Annotated in this window: 9 protein-coding genes; all 9 read right to left on the bottom strand. The window is 56.0% G+C overall.

The window, feature by feature from the left end:
* Nucleotides 1-197: 197 nt before the first annotated feature.
* Entirely contained in the window at nt 198-1,994 is a 1,797-nt protein-coding gene (locus HV822_RS01160) for a GmrSD restriction endonuclease domain-containing protein (protein WP_238871846.1), read from the bottom strand.
* Between the two features lie 29 nt (nt 1,995-2,023).
* Nucleotides 2,024-4,954, bottom strand: coding sequence for a UvrD-helicase domain-containing protein (locus tag HV822_RS01165; protein ID WP_238871847.1), 2,931 nt, complete (start codon nt 4,952-4,954; stop codon nt 2,024-2,026).
* Nucleotides 4,955-5,002: 48 nt separating this feature from the next.
* Nucleotides 5,003-5,149, bottom strand: a complete 147-nt coding sequence (locus tag HV822_RS01170; RefSeq protein ID WP_238871848.1) for an ATP-binding protein — start codon at nt 5,147-5,149, stop codon at nt 5,003-5,005.
* 117 nt (nt 5,150-5,266) lie between these two features.
* A complete protein-coding gene (locus HV822_RS01175; protein WP_238871849.1) occupies nt 5,267-6,394 on the bottom strand; it encodes a restriction endonuclease subunit S in 1,128 nt (375 codons plus the stop codon).
* Nucleotides 6,391-7,995, bottom strand: a complete 1,605-nt coding sequence (locus tag HV822_RS01180; protein WP_238871850.1) for a type I restriction-modification system subunit M — start codon at nt 7,993-7,995, stop codon at nt 6,391-6,393. The genes HV822_RS01175 and HV822_RS01180 overlap by 4 nt, the downstream gene beginning before the upstream one ends.
* Nucleotides 7,996-8,026: 31 nt before the next feature.
* Nucleotides 8,027-9,871 carry a DNA recombination protein RmuC gene (gene rmuC / locus HV822_RS01185; RefSeq protein WP_238871851.1) on the bottom strand — a complete coding sequence of 615 codons (1,845 nt, stop codon included), beginning with the start codon at nt 9,869-9,871 and terminating at the stop codon, nt 8,027-8,029.
* 12 nt (nt 9,872-9,883) lie between these two features.
* On the bottom strand, nt 9,884-13,261 hold the full coding sequence (locus HV822_RS01190; protein WP_238871852.1) for a type I restriction endonuclease subunit R: 3,378 nt from the start codon (nt 13,259-13,261) through the stop codon (nt 9,884-9,886).
* Between the two features lie 48 nt (nt 13,262-13,309).
* Nucleotides 13,310-14,794 carry a sigma-54 interaction domain-containing protein gene (locus HV822_RS01195; protein WP_238871853.1) on the bottom strand — a complete coding sequence of 495 codons (1,485 nt, stop codon included), beginning with the start codon at nt 14,792-14,794 and terminating at the stop codon, nt 13,310-13,312.
* Between the two features lie 65 nt (nt 14,795-14,859).
* A complete protein-coding gene (locus HV822_RS01200; protein WP_238871854.1) occupies nt 14,860-21,531 on the bottom strand; it encodes a DUF3320 domain-containing protein in 6,672 nt (2,223 codons plus the stop codon).
* Nucleotides 21,532-21,695 lie beyond the last annotated feature (164 nt).

Here is a 21,695-nt window from a genome sequence, read left to right on the forward strand (position 1 = left end):
ATCAACATGTTAAGACCTGAATAACTTGATCAACATCCCGCATGCCAATAAAAAAAGTTACCACCACGAAAACTTTATTACCTTTTGGGCTGACACCTAACCACGACACTCACGAATTTCTCCGATCCTGCGCGCAGGTACCCGTCCTCTCGCACAGCCGACATCCAACCAGGGCGTGCCACCCTCCCCAACTGCTCTCACAACCCCCAGTAGTACCCTTTAATCTTCTGCGCCATCAACCGGCGGCGTTCAGCCAAAAATGCCTCAAACTGTTCTGGCTGGTAGGCACACAGATCTTCGGGCAGGCAGTTGGCGGCCAGGTTTGCCTTAAGGTCATCCAGGCTGATGATCGCACCATAGTGCGCTGCGCCTTGCTGACACTGGTCAAAGACCTTTGCCATATAAGCGGCCGGGGCGGTGTCGCCGATTTTGATGTTCACTTCCTGCTGCACGTACACGTAGTTGGCCACTTGGTTGTACTTGCTTCTGAGCAGCCCCCGCTGCTTGAGGAAGTTCTTCGGGAAGATGTGATGGATATCGCCGTGGTGCGTAAGCATGTCACGCACGGTGATGTCCTTGGACAGGAAGCCCTTGTCACCGCGATTGGCCTGTGCGGCCCAGAATACCTTGATGGCCGGAGCGTTCACTGAAGAGGTGTTCAACGCCTGCGGCAGACCGAAGTCCCAGAAGGCATCAGACAGTTCAGCCGCTTCGATATCAGACAGTACGTCAGCAAACGCTCGCTCGTGCACGGCCTTGATGTCCTTATCGAAGCGGGATTCTGGCGAACCCGAGTAACGCCCCGTCAGCAGCGACATGACGAACCAGCGGCGCACCCAGCTTTCGATATTGGGGTTGTTGCCCAGGTCGCGCTTGAGCTTGAGGTACAGCACGTAGGCGAAGTTCAGCGCGTTAACCGAGCCAATCATCGAGCTGTCCACGTAGCCCGCCGAACGGATGATCATCAGGAAGCGCTTGAAGTGCGTTTCGTTGATGAACTCCTTCACCCCCTCGCTCAGCGTTTTGAAGGACGCCTCTTCGATTTCCTTCTCGTAGCTGCGGGTTTCGAAGTTACGGCCCGAGAGCAGCCCGACTAGATCCGACAGCCTTCCACGATTGAACTTGGTGGTGAAAGCTACGCGCAGCATGTCCGAGTAGCTGGGGTCGTAGAGGTCGTCGTTCTCACTCTTCAGCCAACGCATGGCTCGGAAGTAGTCGGTCTGCACGAAGGCCTTATCGTTGTTCTCAATGTGCGCGTAAAACTCGGGCGCGATGGAGAGGTGGCAGAAGTAGTCGATGGCCTTGCGCAGGGTGTTGCCGTCGAACTCCTCGTTGGCAGCGATCTTCGACATGACAAAGTCTGCCTGGCTCAGCACCACACCCTTGGAATTGATGCGGATAAAGATCTCGGTGACCGTCTCGATATCCAAATCCGCCGCCAGCTCGATCAGGCCGATCTGCTTCTTGGTGATATCGCACAACCTGTCCAGGCGCTCGTAAAGCAGGTCTTCATCGACATCAGGGTTTAGCTCCAGGTAGTCACGACCGACCTTATGCGCCTTGAGTTCACCGCTAACGATGGGCGCGATATCGGCAAACCAGGCTTTGTCTTTCTCGATGGCCGGGTTGCTGACCTCGAAGCGTTCTTCGATGGGGTGGAAGGCGATGCGGATACGCACCTGCTGGTAATCCTGGTTGATCACCTGCTGACCGGCGATGGCAGCGGTCAGCGCCGTGACACGCTGCTGACCATCGATCAGCACCTTCTTGCCCTCGGCCAGCGAGCCGTCTTTCAGCTTCACCGTCGGGTTACGCCAGGCAATGATGTAACCCACCGGAAAGCCCTGATACAGGCTGTCCATCAGATCACGCACCTTGCTGGCGTCCCACACAAAAGGCCGCTGGATTTCCGGAATGGCGATCTCGCCAGACTTAACCCAGCTCAGCAGCGTTTCGATCAGGTGTTGGTTAACCGAGTATTTCTGTGCCGACATAGCGTATATCCCTATATTCGCGCTTGATTCTAAAAACGACTTTCATGACTACCCGCAAGCAGCAAACCCGAATCGAACATGATCCTGTTTTCTGTATGCCTGCAGCCCTCACCCTCAGACCGATAGTTCCGGCACCCCCAGAACTCGCCATTTCGCCCCTTGCGCTGGGTCATTTCCGCACCACACTTCGGGCACGTAGGCACCCAACGCTGACAGTCTGGGTTGATACAAACCTTGAAGCGCCCAGCGCGGCGCATTTGTGAGTCGCAATGCGCGCAGCCGCGCTCCTTGTGAGCGCAGAGCGGGAATTTATTGCAGCCAAAAAACCGGCCAAACTGGCTTTGCCTCGACACCATGGTCCCGGTTTTACACTTGATGCACTTGAGCATGTGCAGCAACTGCTGGCTGAGTGATGTTGAGAACTCGTCCAGATCGAGCTCGTATTCGTTCTTCAACAACTCGACAACAAAAGCCGACGCCACGGCCATATCGGCGATCAGATAAGCACGCTGTCTTGCCCGGGTAAGGGCCACATAAAACAGCCGACGCTCCTCAGCGTAAGGGAAATCCTCTTGTGCCGGCAGCAATGCCTCCAGCAACGGATGCGTGGTTTTCTGCGAGGGGAAACCATGCTTGCCAGTCTCAAGGCCGAGCAGCACCACGTAATCCGCTTCTTTGCCTTTGGCAGCGTGAATGGTGTGACACTCCAGCGCTAACGAAGGGAATCGCGATGCGAGTCGCCGCAGTTCGCCTCTGTCTGGCAAGTTAAAGCCGTAGCGCCCAAGCAGATAGACACTGCTCCCAGGCTCGGCAATTTCTGCGATGCGGGCAACGACCTTCTCCAGCCGGCTTGGCTCCTCGCTGCCGGGTTTAGGCCGGTTGTCTTCCCTGAGCAGGGATACCGCAGGGCGTTTAACCTTTTGCAGCGTATTAAGCTGCTTCCTGACCTGGATCGGGTTTGCCAGCACGAAGCGCGTCGCCACATCACTGATGCTGTTATTGAAGCGGAACGTCAGATCGAGGGCCGTTACTTTGGTCGTGCCAAACCGTTCACTAAATGCCGTTGTAAAGCTCAGATCACTGCCGGTGAAGCGGTAAATAGCCTGCCAATCGTCACCCACGCAGAATAACGAGCACTCCGGCACAGAGTCCCGCAGATACCTGATCAAGCGGGCACGCGCCTCAGAGATATCTTGGAACTCATCCACCAGAATATATCGCCACGGGCTACGGAAACGCCCTTCGCGGACGTACTCAATAGCCTTGCCAATCATGTCATCGAAATCGATATGCCCGGCGCTATCCAACAAGGTCTGATAGTCGTCCAGAATGGGCCGCAGCAGTGCCAGCGCAGCGTCCACCTGCTTCGGGTTCTTCGCGCGCTTGATCGCAGCCTCCACCTGCCCTTGCTCGTAACAATTAGCGCGGTAGCGCTTCAGCAGATCGGCCAGCAGTACGGCAAAGCTGTTGATTGCGCCAAATTCTCGTAATGTTTCGAGCACCGCTTCCGGGGGCAATTCCTGGTACTGAACACCCAGTGCGGCCAGCTGCGCGTCGATGGCATCAAACAAGCCACCTTCCATTAACTGATAGTGGTACAGCTCCACCAGGCGCGTACCTTTATCGGCATGCAACTGGCGCTTCCACGCCATACCCTGGTGGTACTGCTCGCGTTCTACATAGGGGGCTGTACCGCCCTGCCGGTCGATACCGTAATACTCGATGTAGATACCCTGCTCGGGCAGATAGAAATCCGGCTGGTATTGGCGATAAAGGGAGCTGGCTGTCTTGTGCTCGTAAGCAGGCTCATACAGGTAGGCAATACCCTGCTTGAACAGGTAGTTAGCCACCAGACACTCACCCAGGCTTTTAACGGCCTCGCCTTTAAGGGTGCGGATATCATTGGCTAGGATGTAGTCGTAGTACTCCCCCTCTGACGCGAACTCAAAGGGGTTCGCCTCCGGGTACAGGTGGTGCTGGAAATAATCAATCGCCAGCCGCTGGTAATCCGGAGTCTTGAGATGCTGCTCGAACCACTGACTCACCTGCCTGGCCAGCGCCTTGTCATCTTCCGCCAAGGGTGAAAGGGAGGGCTGCTCGCCCTCTACCTTGGCGATAATCGTCTTACCCAGTTTGTGAAACGTACTGGTGGTGATACCGCACTTACCCAGCCGGTGATCGATACGCTCCTGCATCTCCTTCGCCGCTTTGTTGGCGAAAGCCAGCATCAGAATATCCGCAGCCCGGGCCTGCCCACTCGCCATCAAAAAACCTGCACGGCCTACCATGGTGCTGGTCTTGCCCGTACCGGCACCCGCCAACACCAGGTTGTTATCCTCATCTACGACACAGGCAACACGCTGGCGCTCGGTAAGCGGCTGGCTCTCTACCCTGTCGAAGAAAGCGCTGTTGCGCGCCAGTTGCCGATCAACGTATTGCTTGCGCAGCTTTTCCCAGTCCGCTTGCTGCCACCGGGTAACCGCTGCCAGCCACTCGAATGGAGTGACATCTACATCGGTGCACCACTGGGGCTCAGGCACACGTTGAAAACGCTGCAGTGCTTGCTCGGCCATGACCCTGGCCGCGTCCAAGCGGGATTGGCGGGGATACCCTTTTGTCAGCAGGGCCCGGATTTTACGAGCGACCTGCTCTATCTCGGGCGCCAGTTTGCGTAACCAGTGCGCTCGCAACCAGTGAAATAACTTCTCACCGTCAACCTTTCGCAGCCCAGGAAAAACCTTTTCGCCGCAGTCCGTTTGCAGAACCAAACGGGAGAAAACGACTCCCTGCTGGAAGGTTGCCTCGTTAGCCAGCGACGTCGCCTCGATCAGGTAGTTCTCACCGCTCTTGGTTGTGACCTCCAACCCTTTGTCACCCAATGTGAAGGTGGCCGCTTGCGCGCCAAACAGGCGCATCAACCAGTGCGGGGCGACATCTATCGATGAGGATTCAGCAGTCATAGTCAGCCTGTGGGCATGTGTCAGCGAAAGACACACTGAGCGCCTTGTCTATTCAAGCGAGCCCGACCTCTCAAGGCTAGCCGATTGGCCACGGTCATTACGACCGACGATGCCGGTCATGGCTTCGTCGATGGGAATAACCGTGGTGGCGCGGTAGCCGCGAAAATGGGTGAGCTTGACGGACTTGAGGCGCATGAGGATTTCCTTATCTATAGCTGGCCAGAGACAAATGTGACAGGTTCACATTTGCACAGCCGCAGGCTGGGGCAAAGCCCAGAGCGCAGGGAGGTTCAAGTGAACACTTTTTGGCTATCAACACTCACCTCGAAAGACTTTTTGGCTGAGGGCGGAAAATAGATCTGCCAGATTTCCTTCCGATTGGCTTTGTGATTTCAAGCGCTGTTTAGTCGCTTCAAATATCGCTGCGTATTTATTTTGCATCTCAATCGGAGGCAAGAGAATCTGAATATTCTGCATCTCCTGAGCATTAATGTTAGCCATCCCAACAATGCTCTTGCACATACTTTGCAGCGTCGACTTGCCGTGCGTTGAATTCAGATAACCGGAGACATAATAGGAATTACCTTTTTCATTCATGCGAACACGAATTAGGTAGCCGGCAATTGCAGCCACATCATCCCGGTCATATACAGCCGCTTTACCAACCAGCTCTTTACTGTTCGTGCGATTGAAAAGCAAATCGCCTTTTTCAACTAAATACTTTGGCTGTTCTTTCTTGCTGAGGTCTACGTATTTCAAACCGTTGAAATCAATGGCACCGGAGTACGTAATATTCCCCATGCGTAGCATTGGAAACTCGCCTTCTGCTTCGGAAGCTTTTGCCGATGAACCATAATTAGCGGTATCAACCAAATCCCGAATCGTACCTACTGGAAACCCCTTCGGATTGGTCACCGGGTCGCCGAACATGTCCAGAAACACGGCGCGGAGGAAGTCGTCGGCGAGCTGGATGGCTTGCTGGCGTTTGCGGCGGATGGCGTCGGCCTTGTCGAGGATGGCGGCGATGCGCTTTTGTTCGGGCAGGGGTGGGAGCGGGATTAACTCATCATGAACCAGATTTCTATTAAGAGTTGGCACACCAGCCCCCTCAGAAAACCGCTCTAGCTTGAAGGCTGAAAGCATGTAATAGACCCATCGCGGATGGTTGCCATGAAAATCCATCACATACAAAGCGGTGTTCAGCGGCCAAAACCCCTCTTCGCTATAGTGAACCTTTCCAATCGTTCCTGACCTTCCAGTTATTACGCCAGGACCTTTAATTTTTACTTCATCGTGAGCGCCATTTTTTCCATTGGCTGCATATATAGGCACTACACCTTCATTTCTCTCTCCAACCGGCAGGTCGTATCCACGCTTTAGAGTCGCAATATTCCTGAGCGGAACCAAAGGCCACCCTGACTGGTTTTGGAAGAAGCTCACAGCATCCCCTCCAGCTCATCCAGATCCGCCATAATTTCACGCTCCAGCCCTTTCAGCCGTTGCAGAATCACCTTCGGATCTTCGTACTCTTCTTGCTCGTATATCACTTCTTTGTAGCGGTTGATGGAGAGGTCGTATTTGTTGGCGGCGATATCGGCTGCCGATACCACAAAGGCCTTTTGGGTCTTATCACCAAAGGCAGCATTAATCGCATTGGCGCTGATGTTGCTTTCGACCAGACGACGATAAGTGTGCCACTGGGCGATGGCGTCGGGTAGGTCATCGCTGCCCTCACCTTTCAGCTCGGTGCGCTTGTCGTCCAGCGAGTAGCCGTCTGCCTGCAGGTCATAAAACCATACGCGCTCGGTAGTGCCGCCCTTGGTGAAGAGCAGAATGGCAGTGCTTACGCCGGCGTAGGGTTTGAATACGCCGCTGGGCAGGCTGACGATGCCTTCCAGCTGGTTGTTTTCCAGCAGCTCCCGGCGCAGTTGCTGATGGGCTTTGGATGAGCCGAACAGTACGCCGTCCGGCACGATTACCGCGGCGCGGCCACCGAGTTTGAGAGAGCGCAGGATATGTGCAACGAACAGCAGCTCGGTCTTTTTGGTTTTGACCAGGCCGAGCACATCCGGGTTGGTGTTGCTTTCGTCCAGGCTGCCCTTGAACGGCGGGTTAGCCAGCACCACATCGAAGAAGTTCTCTTCCTGCCGTGGGTAATGCTCCTTGATGGATTTGCTCAGGGAGTCCTGGTAACAGATGTTCGCGCCATTCACCCCGTGCAGCATCATGTTCATGCTGGAGACGCGCAGCATGGTGGTGTCGAAATCAAAACCCCAGAACATGTGGCGGTTGATGTGATCCCGGTAGGGTTCCAGCAGGTCGCCAGTGTAGTGCTGATTACCGTCTTCATCGGTGAAGATACCGGCTGCGCTGGAGTGCACGCGGGTGAGGTATTCCATGGTGCGGGCCAGAAAGCCGGCGGTGCCGCAAGACGGGTCACAGATGACGTCGGTCGGCTGCGGGGCGACCAGTTTGATCATCGCGTCGATGATGTGCCGCGGCGTGCGGAACTGCCCGTTGATGCCGGCGGTAGTGAGCTTGCTGAGCAGGTATTCGTAGATATCGCCTTTTACGTCGCTCTGGGTCAGTGGCAGCTCGTTGACCATTTCAACGGCGGAGGTCAGCACAGACTCGTTCTTGATTTCCAGGTCGGCGTCTTGCATGTACTCGCCGATATGGCCCAGTGCCTGAATAGCAGAGCCTTCCTGCCCGAGACCGTCGTTCTCGTCTGACACCCGCCCCAGGGTGGCGAACCACGGGTAGACCTTGTTCTTGAGATGGCTGTGCAGGGTTTTGCCGCCCATGTGGTGGAAGTTTTTCCAGCGCAGCAACTGACCTTCAGGCGTGTCAGGGAACAGGCGATCAACGGGCTTGCCGGTGCGGTTGGCCTTGCGCTCGGCCACGTCTTCCTGCATGTCGAGCATGCGGGCGAACATCAGGTAGCTGATCTGTTCGATCACGGTCAGCGGGTTGGTGATACCGCCGGTCCAGAATTTTTCCCAGAGTTTGTCGATATCGTTGCGGAGTTTGCCGGTAAGCATGGGTGCGGGTTGTCTCTCGGTAACAGGGTTATCAGGCTTGAGTGAGCGTATTAGCCGGTGCTTTTTCGCCGTGTGGCAACACCTCAAGCTGCGGTTCTTCGATGGCTTCGACGATCAGCGACAGCCGCTCGGTTTCAAAGTCCATATGGGTTGGGTCAAGGGCCGGCAGGCTCTTGCTGACCTTGGCAGACAGTTGGCTGAAACGGTCTACCTTGCCGTACAGGCCCTGCTGGCCGGCCAGCGCCTTGACCGTGTTGTTGTAATGGTTGCTCGCGGTATTGAGCGTGCCGCCGAGCTTGGCCAGCCGTTCGGCGACAGTGCAGACCTGGTTGTAGATGTCCCCGGCCTTTTCGCTGATTTCACGCGCTTCAGCATTACTGCGCTCGATCATCCAGAGGTTGGAGACGGTACGCAGAATCGGGATAAGCGTGGTATGCGAGACCAACACGATGTGCTTCTTGTAGCCGTACTCGAACAGGTCCTTGTTGTGCTTCATGGCCTCGATGTACGCGGGCTCGATGGGCATGAACATAAGCACGAAGTCCGGGCTGTGCATGCCAACCAGGTTGGTGTAGTCCTTGGAGGCCAGATCATCGATGTGTTTGCGCACCGCCTTGACGTGCTCGGCCATTGCCAGTTGCTGGTCTTCGACCGACTCCGCCGCGACGGCGCGATCATACGCGACCAGTGACACTTTGCTGTCAATGATAATGTGCTTGCCGTCAGGCAGCTTGATCAGGTAATCGGTCTGTTTGGAGCGGCCATCGGCATCCTTGAAGGCGCTCTGCACTTCGTAGTGCGCATCTTCCACCAGCCCGCTCATTTCCAAGGTACGGCGCAGCTGCGCCTCGCCCCAGGCTCCGCGCTGCTGGGAGTCACCCTTGAGCGCAGAGGTCAGGTTATTGGCCTCCTTGCTCATTTGCATACCGATATCGAGCACCTTGCGGATCTCGGCATTGAGGCTGGTATTACCCTGCAAAGAAGCGTCGTGCACTTCGTTGATGCGCTTTTGAAAGCCATCAATTTGCTCGCGGAAGGGCTTGAGCATGCCATCGATGCTGGTCTGACTGGTTTGGGTAAAGGTCTTGCCCTTCTCTTCGAAAATCTTGTTGGCCAGATTCTCGAACTCCTGGGTCAGTGACTTGCGGGTATCCGCCAGCTGGCTCATCTGCTCCTGAAAGTGCTCTTCACGCTTTTGCAAGGTGGTTTGGAGTGCGGTGTGCTCGGATGACAGCGTTTTGAACTGCTGCTGGAGACCAGCGAAAGCCTCTGCCCGTTCACGCAGCTGCTGCTTGCTCTCGGCCAATTGTTCACGTAGGTCCCGTTCAGCGGTTTCCAGTGACTTGGCGCGCTTGCCCTCACCCGCCAGCTCGTCTTTCAGACGGTCACGGTCGGCGTGCAGTTGCTGATTGGTTTCTTCTCCTTGCTGCAGGCGCTCGCGTAGATCGTTGATTCTATCCTGCTGAGCTCGACCTTCGGCTTGAACAGCTTCCAAACGGCGGGCGGCGTCGTGATGCTGCAGCGTTGCCTGTTCCAACCTCAGCTGTAAGGCCGCGTTGTCATTCTTGCTTTGCTGCTGCTCCTCAGTCACACGCGTGATGTTCTCAGCAGAAGACTGCAACCGGGCTTTCAGCTCGCTCTCTGTCAGTTGCAGCGCCTGATAGCGCTCGTTTGTCAGCCGGAGCTGCTCTGCCACCGAGGCGCTATCCGCAGCCGCTGAAGCTTGTGCCTGTTTCGCCTGCTCAAGCTGAGCAGCCAACGAGCTTAGCTGACGCCCCTGACGCAAAGCCGAGGCAAAAAAACCAACCAGCGCACAGGCGGCTGCAATAACTGCGGTGATCACAATGATGTCAGTAGTCCATTGACTCGCTTGCATGGTCACTCCGGATCAGGCGGCTGGTGCGCTGTCGGCGCGCAGGAAAGGTTTAAGTACGGCAACCAGCTCGCCAACATCTTCAGGTGCAAACACACCATCAATGCCCTCATGAGAAATGCTGTCGAACGGCGGTTCGTAGAGTTTTTCAACGACGATGCTGCCATGTTGGGCGATGTAGTTCTTGAGCAGGTTCATAAAGCGCACCTGCTGGGCAGTCAGACTGGGGTGTGCATGCAGGAAGCCCTTGAAGTGCTCTTCAATGGCTTGGGCATCCAGGCCGATGATCTCGCGCACAGTGAGGTGCAATTGATCTGCAGTGCGGCGGTAGAACTCGTTCAATACATCCAGGCTGACACCCGGATGGCTGGTAAGGATGGTTGAGGTCAGCGTTTTCAATTCGGGCTCTGCGATGGGCTCGCCCTTGTGGATCTTCTGCAGCGTCGGGTTGGCGGCGAGCATCTGGTCCAGAATATCCTTGAGACGGCGTCGATAAATCATCGCTTCGTTGGCGCCAGCGATGACCACCTTGCGCTCGTTGATCTGAATATTGTCGTCACCAGTACGCGTACTGCCGATAGCGTAACCGGGGCCCGTGCCGCTCTGGCGGTATTTCATGATGCCTCGCAGTTCCTTGCGAGCATGTTCCAGCTTGGCAATGCTGGGCTGTTGCCAGAATTCGGCGCTACGCACCTGAGCGATCACCTCATCCTTCTGACGTACCGCCTGGATGTTCACAGCCAGCCTGTCCAGCTCAGCCAGCAGGTCGACCTTGCCATCATCAAAGCAGCTGGCCTGCTCTACCAGACAGCGCTGGATGCCAGCGACGAGCTTGTCTAGCGCAGTGGCGTGCTTGTCGCGCAGCACACGAGCAGACATCAATGGCGCGATGGTTTCGGCAAGCAGGTGCTGGGTCTTGCCATCAAACTGCTGCAGTTGGTCGGTTTGCTGCAGTTGGTGCACTGCACGCAGCTGACGTCGAACGGCCACGCTGTCATCGGGCAAATCGTTAATATCGGCGCGCAACAGTTCAATAGCGGTGTCGAACCCTGCCGCGTTGTTTTGTTTGAGGGCTGCCTTGGCCAATTCCAGACGCGCTTCAAAGGTCGTCTGCAACAATGACTTGCCGCCAGTATCTTCCGGCTCCTGATACTCCTGCTCGAAGAAATCAAAGTTGCCGTAGTGATCGAAGATCAGAAACTCGGTCTTGTCCTTTCCTGGCCCAAACAGATTCGGGCGCAAACGCGTGCCACGGCCGATCATTTGCCAGAACTTGACCCATGACTTAACCGGCTTGGCAAACACCAGATTGACCACCTCCGGCACGTCGATACCGGTATCGAGCATGTCGACCGAGATGGCGATACGGAAGTCGTTATCCGGCTTTTTGAATTCCTTGATCAGGGTGTCCACGTGCGGAACGGCGTTGTGGATGACCTTGCACACCTTGGTGCCGTATTGCGGATACAGCTGGCAGAACAGTTTTTCCAGATGCTCAGCATGGTCCTGACGCTGGGCAAACACGATGGTCTTACCGACCAGAGAGCCGGTTTCATCCTTGATGCCGTTATTGATCAGGTTCTCGAGGATGATGCGGTCTGTGTCGTCGCTGAAGATCTTGCGACCGATATCCTTGCCTGCAACGGTCGTGCGCTGAGCCTCTTCTTCGCCAAGATCCTCTTCGAGCTGCTTCTTCTGCTCGTCGTTGAGCTGGCTGTAATGAATGCCGTCGCGCAGAAAGTCGGTGGTCAGATCCTTCACGCGGAACGGCACCAGATACGGCGGCTCGTTATTGATCGCCGCATCCAGACCAAACTCGAAGGTCGGGTCGGTGGTTTCACAGTCGAAGATGTCGAAGGTATTGCGGCTGATGAATTTGACTGGCGTGGCGGTCAGCCCGACCTGAAGTGCATCGAAGTAGTCAAACAGATCGCGGTACTTGTTGTAGATACTGCGATGGCTTTCGTCGGCGATGATGAGATCGAAAAACCCAACGTCCAGCTGGGCGAAGCGGTTCATCATGCCCGGATACGTGGCGATATAGATGCGTGCTGTCTGATCAACCTTGTTGGTCTCGCCGATAACGCAACGGGGCTCGCTGGGCAGGTTCTGCTTGAACGCATCATCAGCCTGGACGCGCAGCTCCTTGCGATCACACAAAAACAGAACCCGTTTAGCCCATCCGGTGCGCAAAAGCAGCTCGGCCTGCGCGATGGCAACCCGGGTCTTGCCCGTCCCGGTCGCCTGAATAATCAGCGCCTTGCGACGCTGAGTTTGGAAATGCGCTGCTACCGTCTTGATCGCCTCGATTTGATAGGGTCGATCGGCAATTTTCAGGTCGGGGTTGTGCTGCTCCAGCTCGGCCACCCGATACTGCCGCTGGTAGATCAGATACTCGAGGCTGTCCTTGCTGTAAAAGCCGTAAACGGGCCGGTAGGTGTTGTATTGACGGTCATCCCAGATGAAGGTTTCGTAGCCGTTGGAGTAGAAGATGACCGGCCGCTGAAATCCCATGCGCTCGAACCCGTCCGCATACATGCGGGCCTGCTCACGCCCAGCCTGCAGGCTGATATTGCCGGACTTTTTGGCCTCGACCACAGCCAGAGGCTGACCGTTGTCGCCCCACAGAACATAATCTGCGCGGCCTTTGCCAGACGCGTTATCCGGGAAATCGACCTCTACCTCATGGCCAACCTGGGTAGGGTTACCCACATCCCAACCCGCCTGCGCCAGCATGGAGTCGATCAACAGGGCACGGGTCTTGGCCTCGTTCCACTGCAGGCTATCGGATACGCTCTGGCTTTGTTCCTTGCGCTTCTGCTGATCCGGCTTGGCCGGAGGGTCGAGCCTGTCGAGGTTGCGGGTGCGCTCCTGCTCCAGCGTATCCATAACGCGTTGAAGCTCGTCCTGCTGCTTTTGCAGCTCCTTCTCGTAGGTGGCAACGGATTTCTGCAGCGAACCCAGCGCCGCTGTCGGGTCAGATACTTCGGTGAATTCGGCGATGTCTGCCTTCTGAACACCGTAGTACTTGATGGCCATATACATAGCCAGCTGATAGGCGGTGCCCAGTGCCTGCTTTGCATCGCGCAACTCGCCTTCGGCACCGTGCGCCGTGTCGTTGCCCTGGATACGCAGAAAATTGATCTGATGCACCAGTGAACGACTGGTGCAGTCGAGAAACACCGGGTTTTTGACCAACTCGTAGAAGCTGGATTGGGGCAGACGCGGCAGCAGCTCGAGTTGATAAATTGCCTTGGTCAGCTCCTCGGCAAAACTACGCAGGCGCGTCAACGCGCTACCCGGATCGATGTGCAAAACCGCTTCGGCAAGCCCGCCGAGGTTCGCCAGCGTCTCGTTGCCAGGCCGCAGAAACTCGAAGTTGACTGATTTCATGTAAACGATTCTATCCATGCAAGCTGAATAGCGAGGATCGTGCCAAGGCTATTCAACATCGTATTTTTTCATCCAGTTAGTCAGCGTTTGCTGGCTGGCAAGCCCCAACAACTCAGCCGCCCGAGTCTTGTTTCCACCAGTGTATTTCAGCGCCTCGATCAAATGACCTTTCGTAAAATCACGAATCTTCCCATTGATATCAATGCCTTGCGAAATATCCGGGGTAGCGTTGGAGGAAGCAGAAGGTGGCATATCAAAGAGTGCACCAGCGACATCTTCCGGACCGAGAGTATCACCTTGAGACCATAGAGCTGCGCGCAAAAGCGTCGCCTGCAACTCTCGAACATTGCCTGGCCAAGCGTGCTTCAAAACAATATTTTTTGCCTCAGTAGAAAGTTTCTTACCTTCCAATTCACTATCTTGTAAAGCAATGCCAGCAAGCAACGCATCGGCCAGCAGCAGCAAATCCCCTTCGCGCCCCCGCAAGGGCGGCAAGTGCAGGACGCCGACAGCGATACGATAGAACAGGTCTTCTCGGAAGCGCCCTTGCACTACGTCGCTCATCAAGTCGCGATGGGTTGCGGCTATCACTCGGACGTTGACACGCCTCTCAGCGCTATCGCCCACCGGCGTTAAGGTGCCTTCCTGCAAAACCCTGAGTAACCGCACCTGAGCATCCGGGGGCAGTTCACCGAACTCATCGAGAAACAACGTCCCGCCGTCAGCCTGCTGGAAAACCCCAGCGCGGTCGGCAACCGCACCAGTGAAAGCGCCCTTTTTATGACCAAATAACGTGGAGTCAATCAGATCAGCGGGAATGGCGCCGCAGTTCACCGCGACGAATGGCATCCGTGCTCGCGGCCCGGCGTTGTGAATGGCCCGAGCAAACAGCTCCTTGCCGGTACCCGTTTCGCCATACACCAGCACCGGGACCTGCTTCTGCGCCAGCACCTGTGCCTGCTGTTTAAGCCGGAGCATGCTCTTGCTACGCGCGACGATATGATCGAACGCGGCGTCAACCGGCGCAGCCTGCAGTGCAATACGGCTAAGACTTTCACTGCTGACACCAGCGACGGCTGGAACGTATTCGGCTGCAATCTCGAATGGAATGTCGACGGGCTGAACGCCCTGCTCCAATGAAGACTGATAAAAGGACGCGGAGAAGCGTGTTTTACCCAGCAAAATCCAGACAGCCTGCATAGCTGGAGTCCCGGGGCTGAGCAATATCGCCAGAGGTCCACCCGCGACCTGAATACGCTCAAGCTGCCGGAACGCCGCCTGATGGATTTCAGCGAAATTGACCGGTGAGCTTAGCGGCTCATGATAGATCTGGATTGGCACATCAGTCTGTGTGTTCAGCCAGCCCTGATACCGAACCAACTCTTCCTCAGGGTATGAGCACAGCAGCTCCGCACGCGCGAAGCGCTGAGCACGCAAAGTGGCCAACACTGGCCCTACCTCGCCGCCGGCGACAGCCTTGAGATCGTTTCCGCCAATCCACGAAACCAGTACGGGTAATGCTTTACTGCTCATTGACGCTCCGTATCGAAAACTGACTGCGGCTTGCCGAGCCCAAAGCGAGCCGTTCGAGACTCGCGCTATACGCTTTGTACGCCGTTGGCAGCCAACTCCAAACGCGCACGGCTCTGCGCAGACACCTTCTGCAGACCAATTTCCTTCGCCATACCGTAAATGAGCTCATCGCCGCGCATGCCGTGCTCAACCAGATAGCGGGCCAGCGCTTCCAGCTCCTTCACACTGATGTCATCCACCGGACGGAAATCCTCAGCATCATCAGGACGACGAAACCGAACCGCACCATCATGCTCGATGTGTGCTGGCCAGAAAAAGCTACCGGCATCATCCACGGTGTGCCGATGAGCCAGTGTTGCCATCTCACTCACCCGAGACTTGATTCGATTACCCGTCCTCACCCAACCATGGGCTCGCGCAATGCGCTGAGCGAGCACTTCGTCCCGGATCGGGCCCTCATGATGAATGACATGCGACACCATGGCGCTAAGTGCTTCGTCATAGTGCTTGCTGTAAAACGCATCCGGCTTGGGACTACCAACCGCATCGAGCGGGTCACTCTTGCGGTACGACACCGGTGCCAGAGGGGGCATTGATTGCGCCCCTGGAACATCGGCACGCGCATACTGAACAGGCTGCTCTTCAGGCTGCTCACCGTCCACCGTGCCTTCGTTCGCACTCACTTCCGTTGGAGCAGTGCTTGTTTCATAAGGATCTGGTTCGTTCAATAACTCGGCCTCAGCGCGCCGTGCTCTGGCTTGCTCGAGTAATGCCTCAAGGCGCTGGTGGAGCTTGTCGGCGACGCCGCGCGGATTGGTCCACCAATCCGTCGACCAGACGCGCAGGATTTCCCAGCCCAGTCCGCGCAGAACCTGCTCACGCAGCATGTCCCGATCTCGTGCTGTGGCACTGCGGTGATAGGTTGCCCCATCACACTCCACACCTGCCAGGTAGCGGCCCGGGGCATCCGGGTCCACAACCGCCAGGTCGATACGGAAAGCGGACACGCCAATCTGGGTAGCAACCTGCCAACCACGAGCACCAAGGGCCTGCGCTACCTGCTCCTCGAACGGGCTGTCGAAGCCGCCGCGGCTTCCAGTATCCGCCTCCAGGATGGCGCGAGGCCCACGCTCGGCAAATTCCAGGAAGTGCTTCATATCGCGCACACCCAACGATTGGGTGCGGGCAAGATCGATTTCTTCCGGTTTGAACGACGCAAATACGCGCATCTCGTAGCGAGCTCGTGTCACCGCAACGTTCAATCGACGCTCGCCGCCCGATGCGGTCATTGGACCGAAATTCATGGTCAGACGATTACCGGCAGCATCCTTACCAAAGGTATTGGAGAAGTAGATGATGTCGCGCTCGTCGCCCTGTACGCTCTCCAGATTCTTGACGAATACTTCCTCGTACTGCTGATCTGCGAAGTAGCCATCCAGCTCCGGATCATTGCGGCGCTCAGCGTCAAGAAGATCTTCAATCAGTCGCTGTTGCTCGCTGTTGAAGGTCACTACACCGAAGGTTTTGGTCCCGCTCGCGCGCATTTCATCCTTGACCCGAGCGACCAAGCTCCGAATTAGCGCTTTTGCTTCGATCAGATTGGTACGTGAAGCTCCTCGCTCATAAACGCCCGGCACATAGTGAAAGCTCACCGCCGTATCGCAAGTAACCGGTGAGGGGAAGGTAACCAGTTTGTCTCCGTAGTAGCGGCTGTTGGAGAAGGCAATCAGGCTTTCATGGCGGCTACGGTAGTGCCAGTTCAAGTTCAGGGTGGGCAGGTTGGCACTAAGGCATTCATCGAGAATGCTTTCCAGATCCTCTTCAACTTCATCATTGTCGTCAGCCGATCCCGCGCGATCAAAGAATGAGGTCGGAGGCATCTGCTTCGGATCCCCGACCATGACCACCTGCTTGCCCCGTGCAATCGCGCCGATTGCATCCCACACCGGAATCTGGGATGCCTCGTCGAATATCACAAGATCGAACAGTGCCGCATCCGTCGGCAAGTACTGAGCAATTGATAGTGGGCTCATGAGCATACAGGGCGTGAGTAATGTCATCGCCTGCGGAATGGACGACATCAGCTCGCGCAGCGGCTTGTGCCTGGTTTTCTTGGAAATTTCATGCCGGAGCACACCCCACTCGGATGCGTTCTTCACTGTTTCCTGCTGGGGTAACTCAGCGCACAGGCGAGCGCGCAGCAGATCCCGCGTCAACGCAGTGAAGCGCTCATCCAGCTCTCGGAAGTCACGGATGCGCTGCTCATGCTCGGCGCTGACAAACTCACGAATAGTTGCCTCGCGATCAACCGTCGCATTCAACCACCAACGCGCATAATTTGCCTCGAACACCCTGCGGACGGTGCCAGGCACAACAACCCCAGCCTCCATCGCATCGACTAGTGGCTTGAGCCCTGCGCTAATCGACTCATCTCTGGCTTTTCGCCATGCGCTCCAAGCATTCAAACTGTCCTTGGCAGCAATCAACGACTCACAATGCTTGCGCTGTGCCGCCAGCTCAAGCTGTGCCAGCAGGTCTATCGACTCGGGAGCATATTGTCCAACGCTCGACACGGCTTCCATGGCCTGCTGAAGCTCACGCAGACTGTGCAAATAGCGAACACCCGACTCCGACAACAACCCGCCCGGCTCAAGAAGCGTGTTGGCGTCGCCCAGCAAGGGCTCAAGGGCGCTTTTGATGGCACCGATCTCTTCCGGCGTGCTAACCATGCTGGCGATAGCGGACGTCAGTTGATGCTGGAATGCCACCGCTCTTTCGGCGATGTCCGGCTTGGTATGAAGACCGGCCCACACACCCGGAGCATCCTGACGCAGGTCGTCATAGGGCCGCAGTTGTTGCTCAATCTGCGCGCGCTTGACCAACGCCGCGTGCTGACCCTGAAGTGGCTTACCGCAGGCACCTGAAGCAACCAGATCATGAGGTAGCTCCAGCGCCCCACTCTCAGCAACAGCGCGACGCTCTTCCTGGAAAGCAATCGCTGCCGCCAGCACATCGACTGGCGTGTCCATGCCATTCCAAACACCTTTCGCCCCCTCAGCAAGCGAGTCAGAAAGCGCTTTGACCTCTCGCTCAAGCTTTGCGCACTCCCGCAGGGTAGCCAAAGCCTTTCTCAACGACTCACCCCCTGCACCAGAATCGATAAGGTCGAAGCCCTCATCCACCCACTGCCTTGTAGCAATGTACGCAGTGATGGCCTTCTGGAGTTCCAGCGCTTGGTTTATCACCGCCACCGGAGTCGTCTTTGCTCCTCGCCAGAAGCTTACAATCTCCTGTGATACGACCAGACCATCTATTTCTGCCCGAACACCTCGGATCGCAGCCCACCGATCAAGATCCGCTTTGGCGTCGAGCTTGGATTTCTCCTCGGCAACCGCTGCAAGTTGCTTGGTAATCTTGCGTTTGCTTAGAGCAGACATCGGCCAGAGCGACCGATCAGCTTCCTCCCATTGTGCTGCAAGTGCAGCAATATCCAGCTCCTCAACCCTTTCAGAGTATGGTGTGGAAAGAGCATCCTCCAGTTTCCGGGCATCAGAGAACAACGTCAGAGCACGATTCAGTGCGACTGTTGATGAAACAGGCCAAGCATCTGGAAGTTGGCCACGCAGAACCTGATGCTGTTTCAGCAGTTCCAGCGCCCGCTGGGCATCCATCACCAATGCTCGAGGCCAAAAATCTGGCAGCAATGTATTCAGTTTTGAGTGCGCTGCCAGTAACTGGCAGCCCTGCTGTATGCGTTCAGATATTTGCCGCCCGCGGGGGGAAAGGGCAAAACGCCAGTCTTGCCCTGCCGCACCTGGCAGGATTTCAGCAAGACGAGCTAACCCCTCTCGCCCGTGCTCGGTAAGCGGTATCGCCGGGAGCGACCCGGCTTTGATGAAGCTCTCTGAAGCACGAATCGCAGCATCAATCTTGGGTAGAGCCTGACTGGCGAGTTCAACCATTTTCATCTGCCACGAAGGCGACCAGTCCGTGTTGCTGATCGCCTTCAGCGGATGGTTAAGTAGTCCATCATAACCAACAGCCTGTGCGTTAACCTCCAGGCGCTTACTCAGCTCCTGCAGTTTCAGCAAAGCTTCCCGGTCATGCGATGAGGGAGAGGGCCACGAAAGGTTAACGAGCGGCAAACCCTCTCCAGCCAGGGTAGCGCCGATAGCATTGTAGATGCTCAGACCATTAGGATAACGCTGGTGCAATCTATCCACGTAGACATTGAGACCGCGACGAATTTCCTCCAGCCGTTCGGCTTCAATTCTCCAGCTTGCGGGATCAGCGGTACCACGAGCCAACCAGGCGGAGTTCAACTGCGCGAGCACATCCGTTTTACTAGCCTTGTTGGAGTGCACTTCAAGGCAAAACTCACCCAATCCGACTTCTTGTAGCCGACGGTGCACAACATTCAGCGCTGCAATCTTCTCGGAGACGAAAAGAACTCGCTTATTCTCGGCAAGCGACTGGGCAATGACGTTAACGATAGTCTGACTCTTGCCCGTACCTGGTGGACCAATCAGAACAAAGTCCTTCCCTTGCCTCGCTGCAAGCACTGCGGAGAGCTGAGAAGAGTCATACGGCAGTGGACAAAACACCTGTTTAGGGCTGTAGTCCTCGTCCAGCGTGCGCTCTTCGGGGAACGCAACATCTGCCCCCGCCGTATAGGCGTCTCTCGGAGAATCGAGTAGGTGTTGCACAACCGGGTTCTGGCGCAAAGCCTCACTTCTGTCAGTGAGGTCTTTCCACATCAAGTACTTGGCAAACGAGAACATCGAGAGCACGACGTCCTCGGCAACCTCCCAACCTTTGATGTCCTTGACCGCATTTGCGACCCCACGCCAAATGGCGTGAACATCAAGACCCGCGTCATCACGCGGCAACTCGGTATCCGTAAACCCCAGATTAAGACCAAAATCCTGTCGCAGCAGCTCGACCAGCGTTGGGTTGAATCTCGGCTCATCACTGTGGAGCGAGAGGGTAAAACCGGAACGAATACTCCTGCGCTCGAGCTTTACCGGAATCATGATCAGCGGTGCTTTGTACTTCACTCCATCACGATCAGCAGGAGACCAGGAGAGAAAGCCAACCGCCAGGAAAAGTGTATTGGCGCCGCCCTCTTCAAGATTTGCTCTGGCCCCTCGAAACAGTTCAACAAGCCGAGAGTCAAGCTCAGCCTGTGAATGGGCAATGTGGATCTCTCCACGCGCCAACGCATCTGCTGCAAATTTTTTCCTTACATCCTCATGCTCACGAAGCTCGTAAATTTCCTTTGCACGCGGATCTGCGCCATCCATCAAATCAAGACGCGCCATCAACTTGATCTGCTTACCTGTCGACAGCACATCCTCAAGAGCACCGGGATCAGGCGCCTCGAATTTCAATGCTTTTTTTGCCGCCTTAAAGTTGAGCAGATTATTACGCAGAGACAGATCCAGAAGCTTACGCTGCCAGCGGCCCAAGCGATCCTTTGGGTCGATCGCAGCGACATCAATCTCGCTGGGAATCTCGCTTGGCAGCGCGGTCGCAAGCTCAATACCCAGCTCAGCGCGCACAGCCGGTGCCTGCTCCGCCCTCTCTAGAGTCGCGACATTTGCCTCTGCGCTCGCCAACGGTTTAATGCGTTGCATCCGGGCCCGCCGGATGTCGATAGCCATTTCAAATTTGGAGGATTCTTCCTCTGAAACCTGCTGAGCTGCTCGCTCGATGGCAAAGTTCAAGGAAACTGGTTGGGATTGCGTCACCAACGTGGTTTCGAAAAGCTTAAGCTCATCAAGCTTCATACGCTTGCGCAGCGACGAGACGTCCTCGATCGTCGAAGAACTGAATTCTTCCTTCTTCAGCCACACACCTGCAAATGCATGCCCTTCAGTAAACACAATCAACGGGTTGAGCCCTGCTTGTTCCAACGCAGCGCAGAATAGAAGCGAAGAGTCCATGCAAGTAGCCAAACCGCTATCCACAATCTGGCTAGGACTACGTACCTTCTGCCCTTCCCGCTCAAAACTGGCAGGGGGTAAGGCGTAATGCAGGCCCATTTTAGAAACGGTGCTCCAGATCGCAGAGGTAATATCCCAAGCGTGCTGAGCACCACTGGCATATCCGTTCAGCGAGGAGGACTTACCGCTTTTCTCGAGCAGATCAGCCGCGTTTCGCAGCAAATGCTCAACAGCCTTGTCGTTTGGCTGGACAAAAGCCGCCGTCATTTCCGGCAGATGGGATAGCCCACCCCAGTGATTTCGGGGAAGCATTTCGAGGGTAACTTCCTGCCTAGCCACCTCTTGCGGCTCTGCGCCCTCGGTAACGGAGCACAAAACAAAACTGAGGGTGGCGTTTTCGGCTTCGGTCAACCGAGTTAGCAAAGTACCGTCGACAGCGACATCTAGGCCCGGGATCTGCAGAAAAACCCCGGCCCCAAGCGCATCGATATGCCAAGTCTTTGGTTTGAATATGCTGGGCTCTGCGGTAAGCGTCAGTGTCAGCTGACCGAATTTACTCTCGGTCTCATTGATAACCCGCAGCTCACGAATCACCGGAACCGAATTCTGATGATCAGCCAAGTTCAGCTTGGCCACCACAGTGGCGTTGATCTTAACTGACTTGGCAGGGAGCTCATCCGCCTCGGAGATGACTGCACTCCCCTCAGTTAGCTCGACTACATCCACTGCAACGCCACCAGACTCTTGCGTGACAGGTTGTTTGCCAGGATTGTGATTCGGTTCGTCAGACATCAGAGAGCCTCCCTGCAGCACTTCTACTTGAACGCCAAGGACGCCCCAGCGCCCAAACACTTCCTTATTCGATAACTGGATCTGAGGAGCGCTCAGAAATAGCCTTGCCCCCCCAGAAAGATGCCTTGAATCAAGCCAGATAAAGACACCCGTAGTTAGCTGCC

This window comes from Halopseudomonas maritima (assembly GCF_021545785.1).
GTDB lineage: Bacteria > Pseudomonadota > Gammaproteobacteria > Pseudomonadales > Pseudomonadaceae > Halopseudomonas > Halopseudomonas maritima.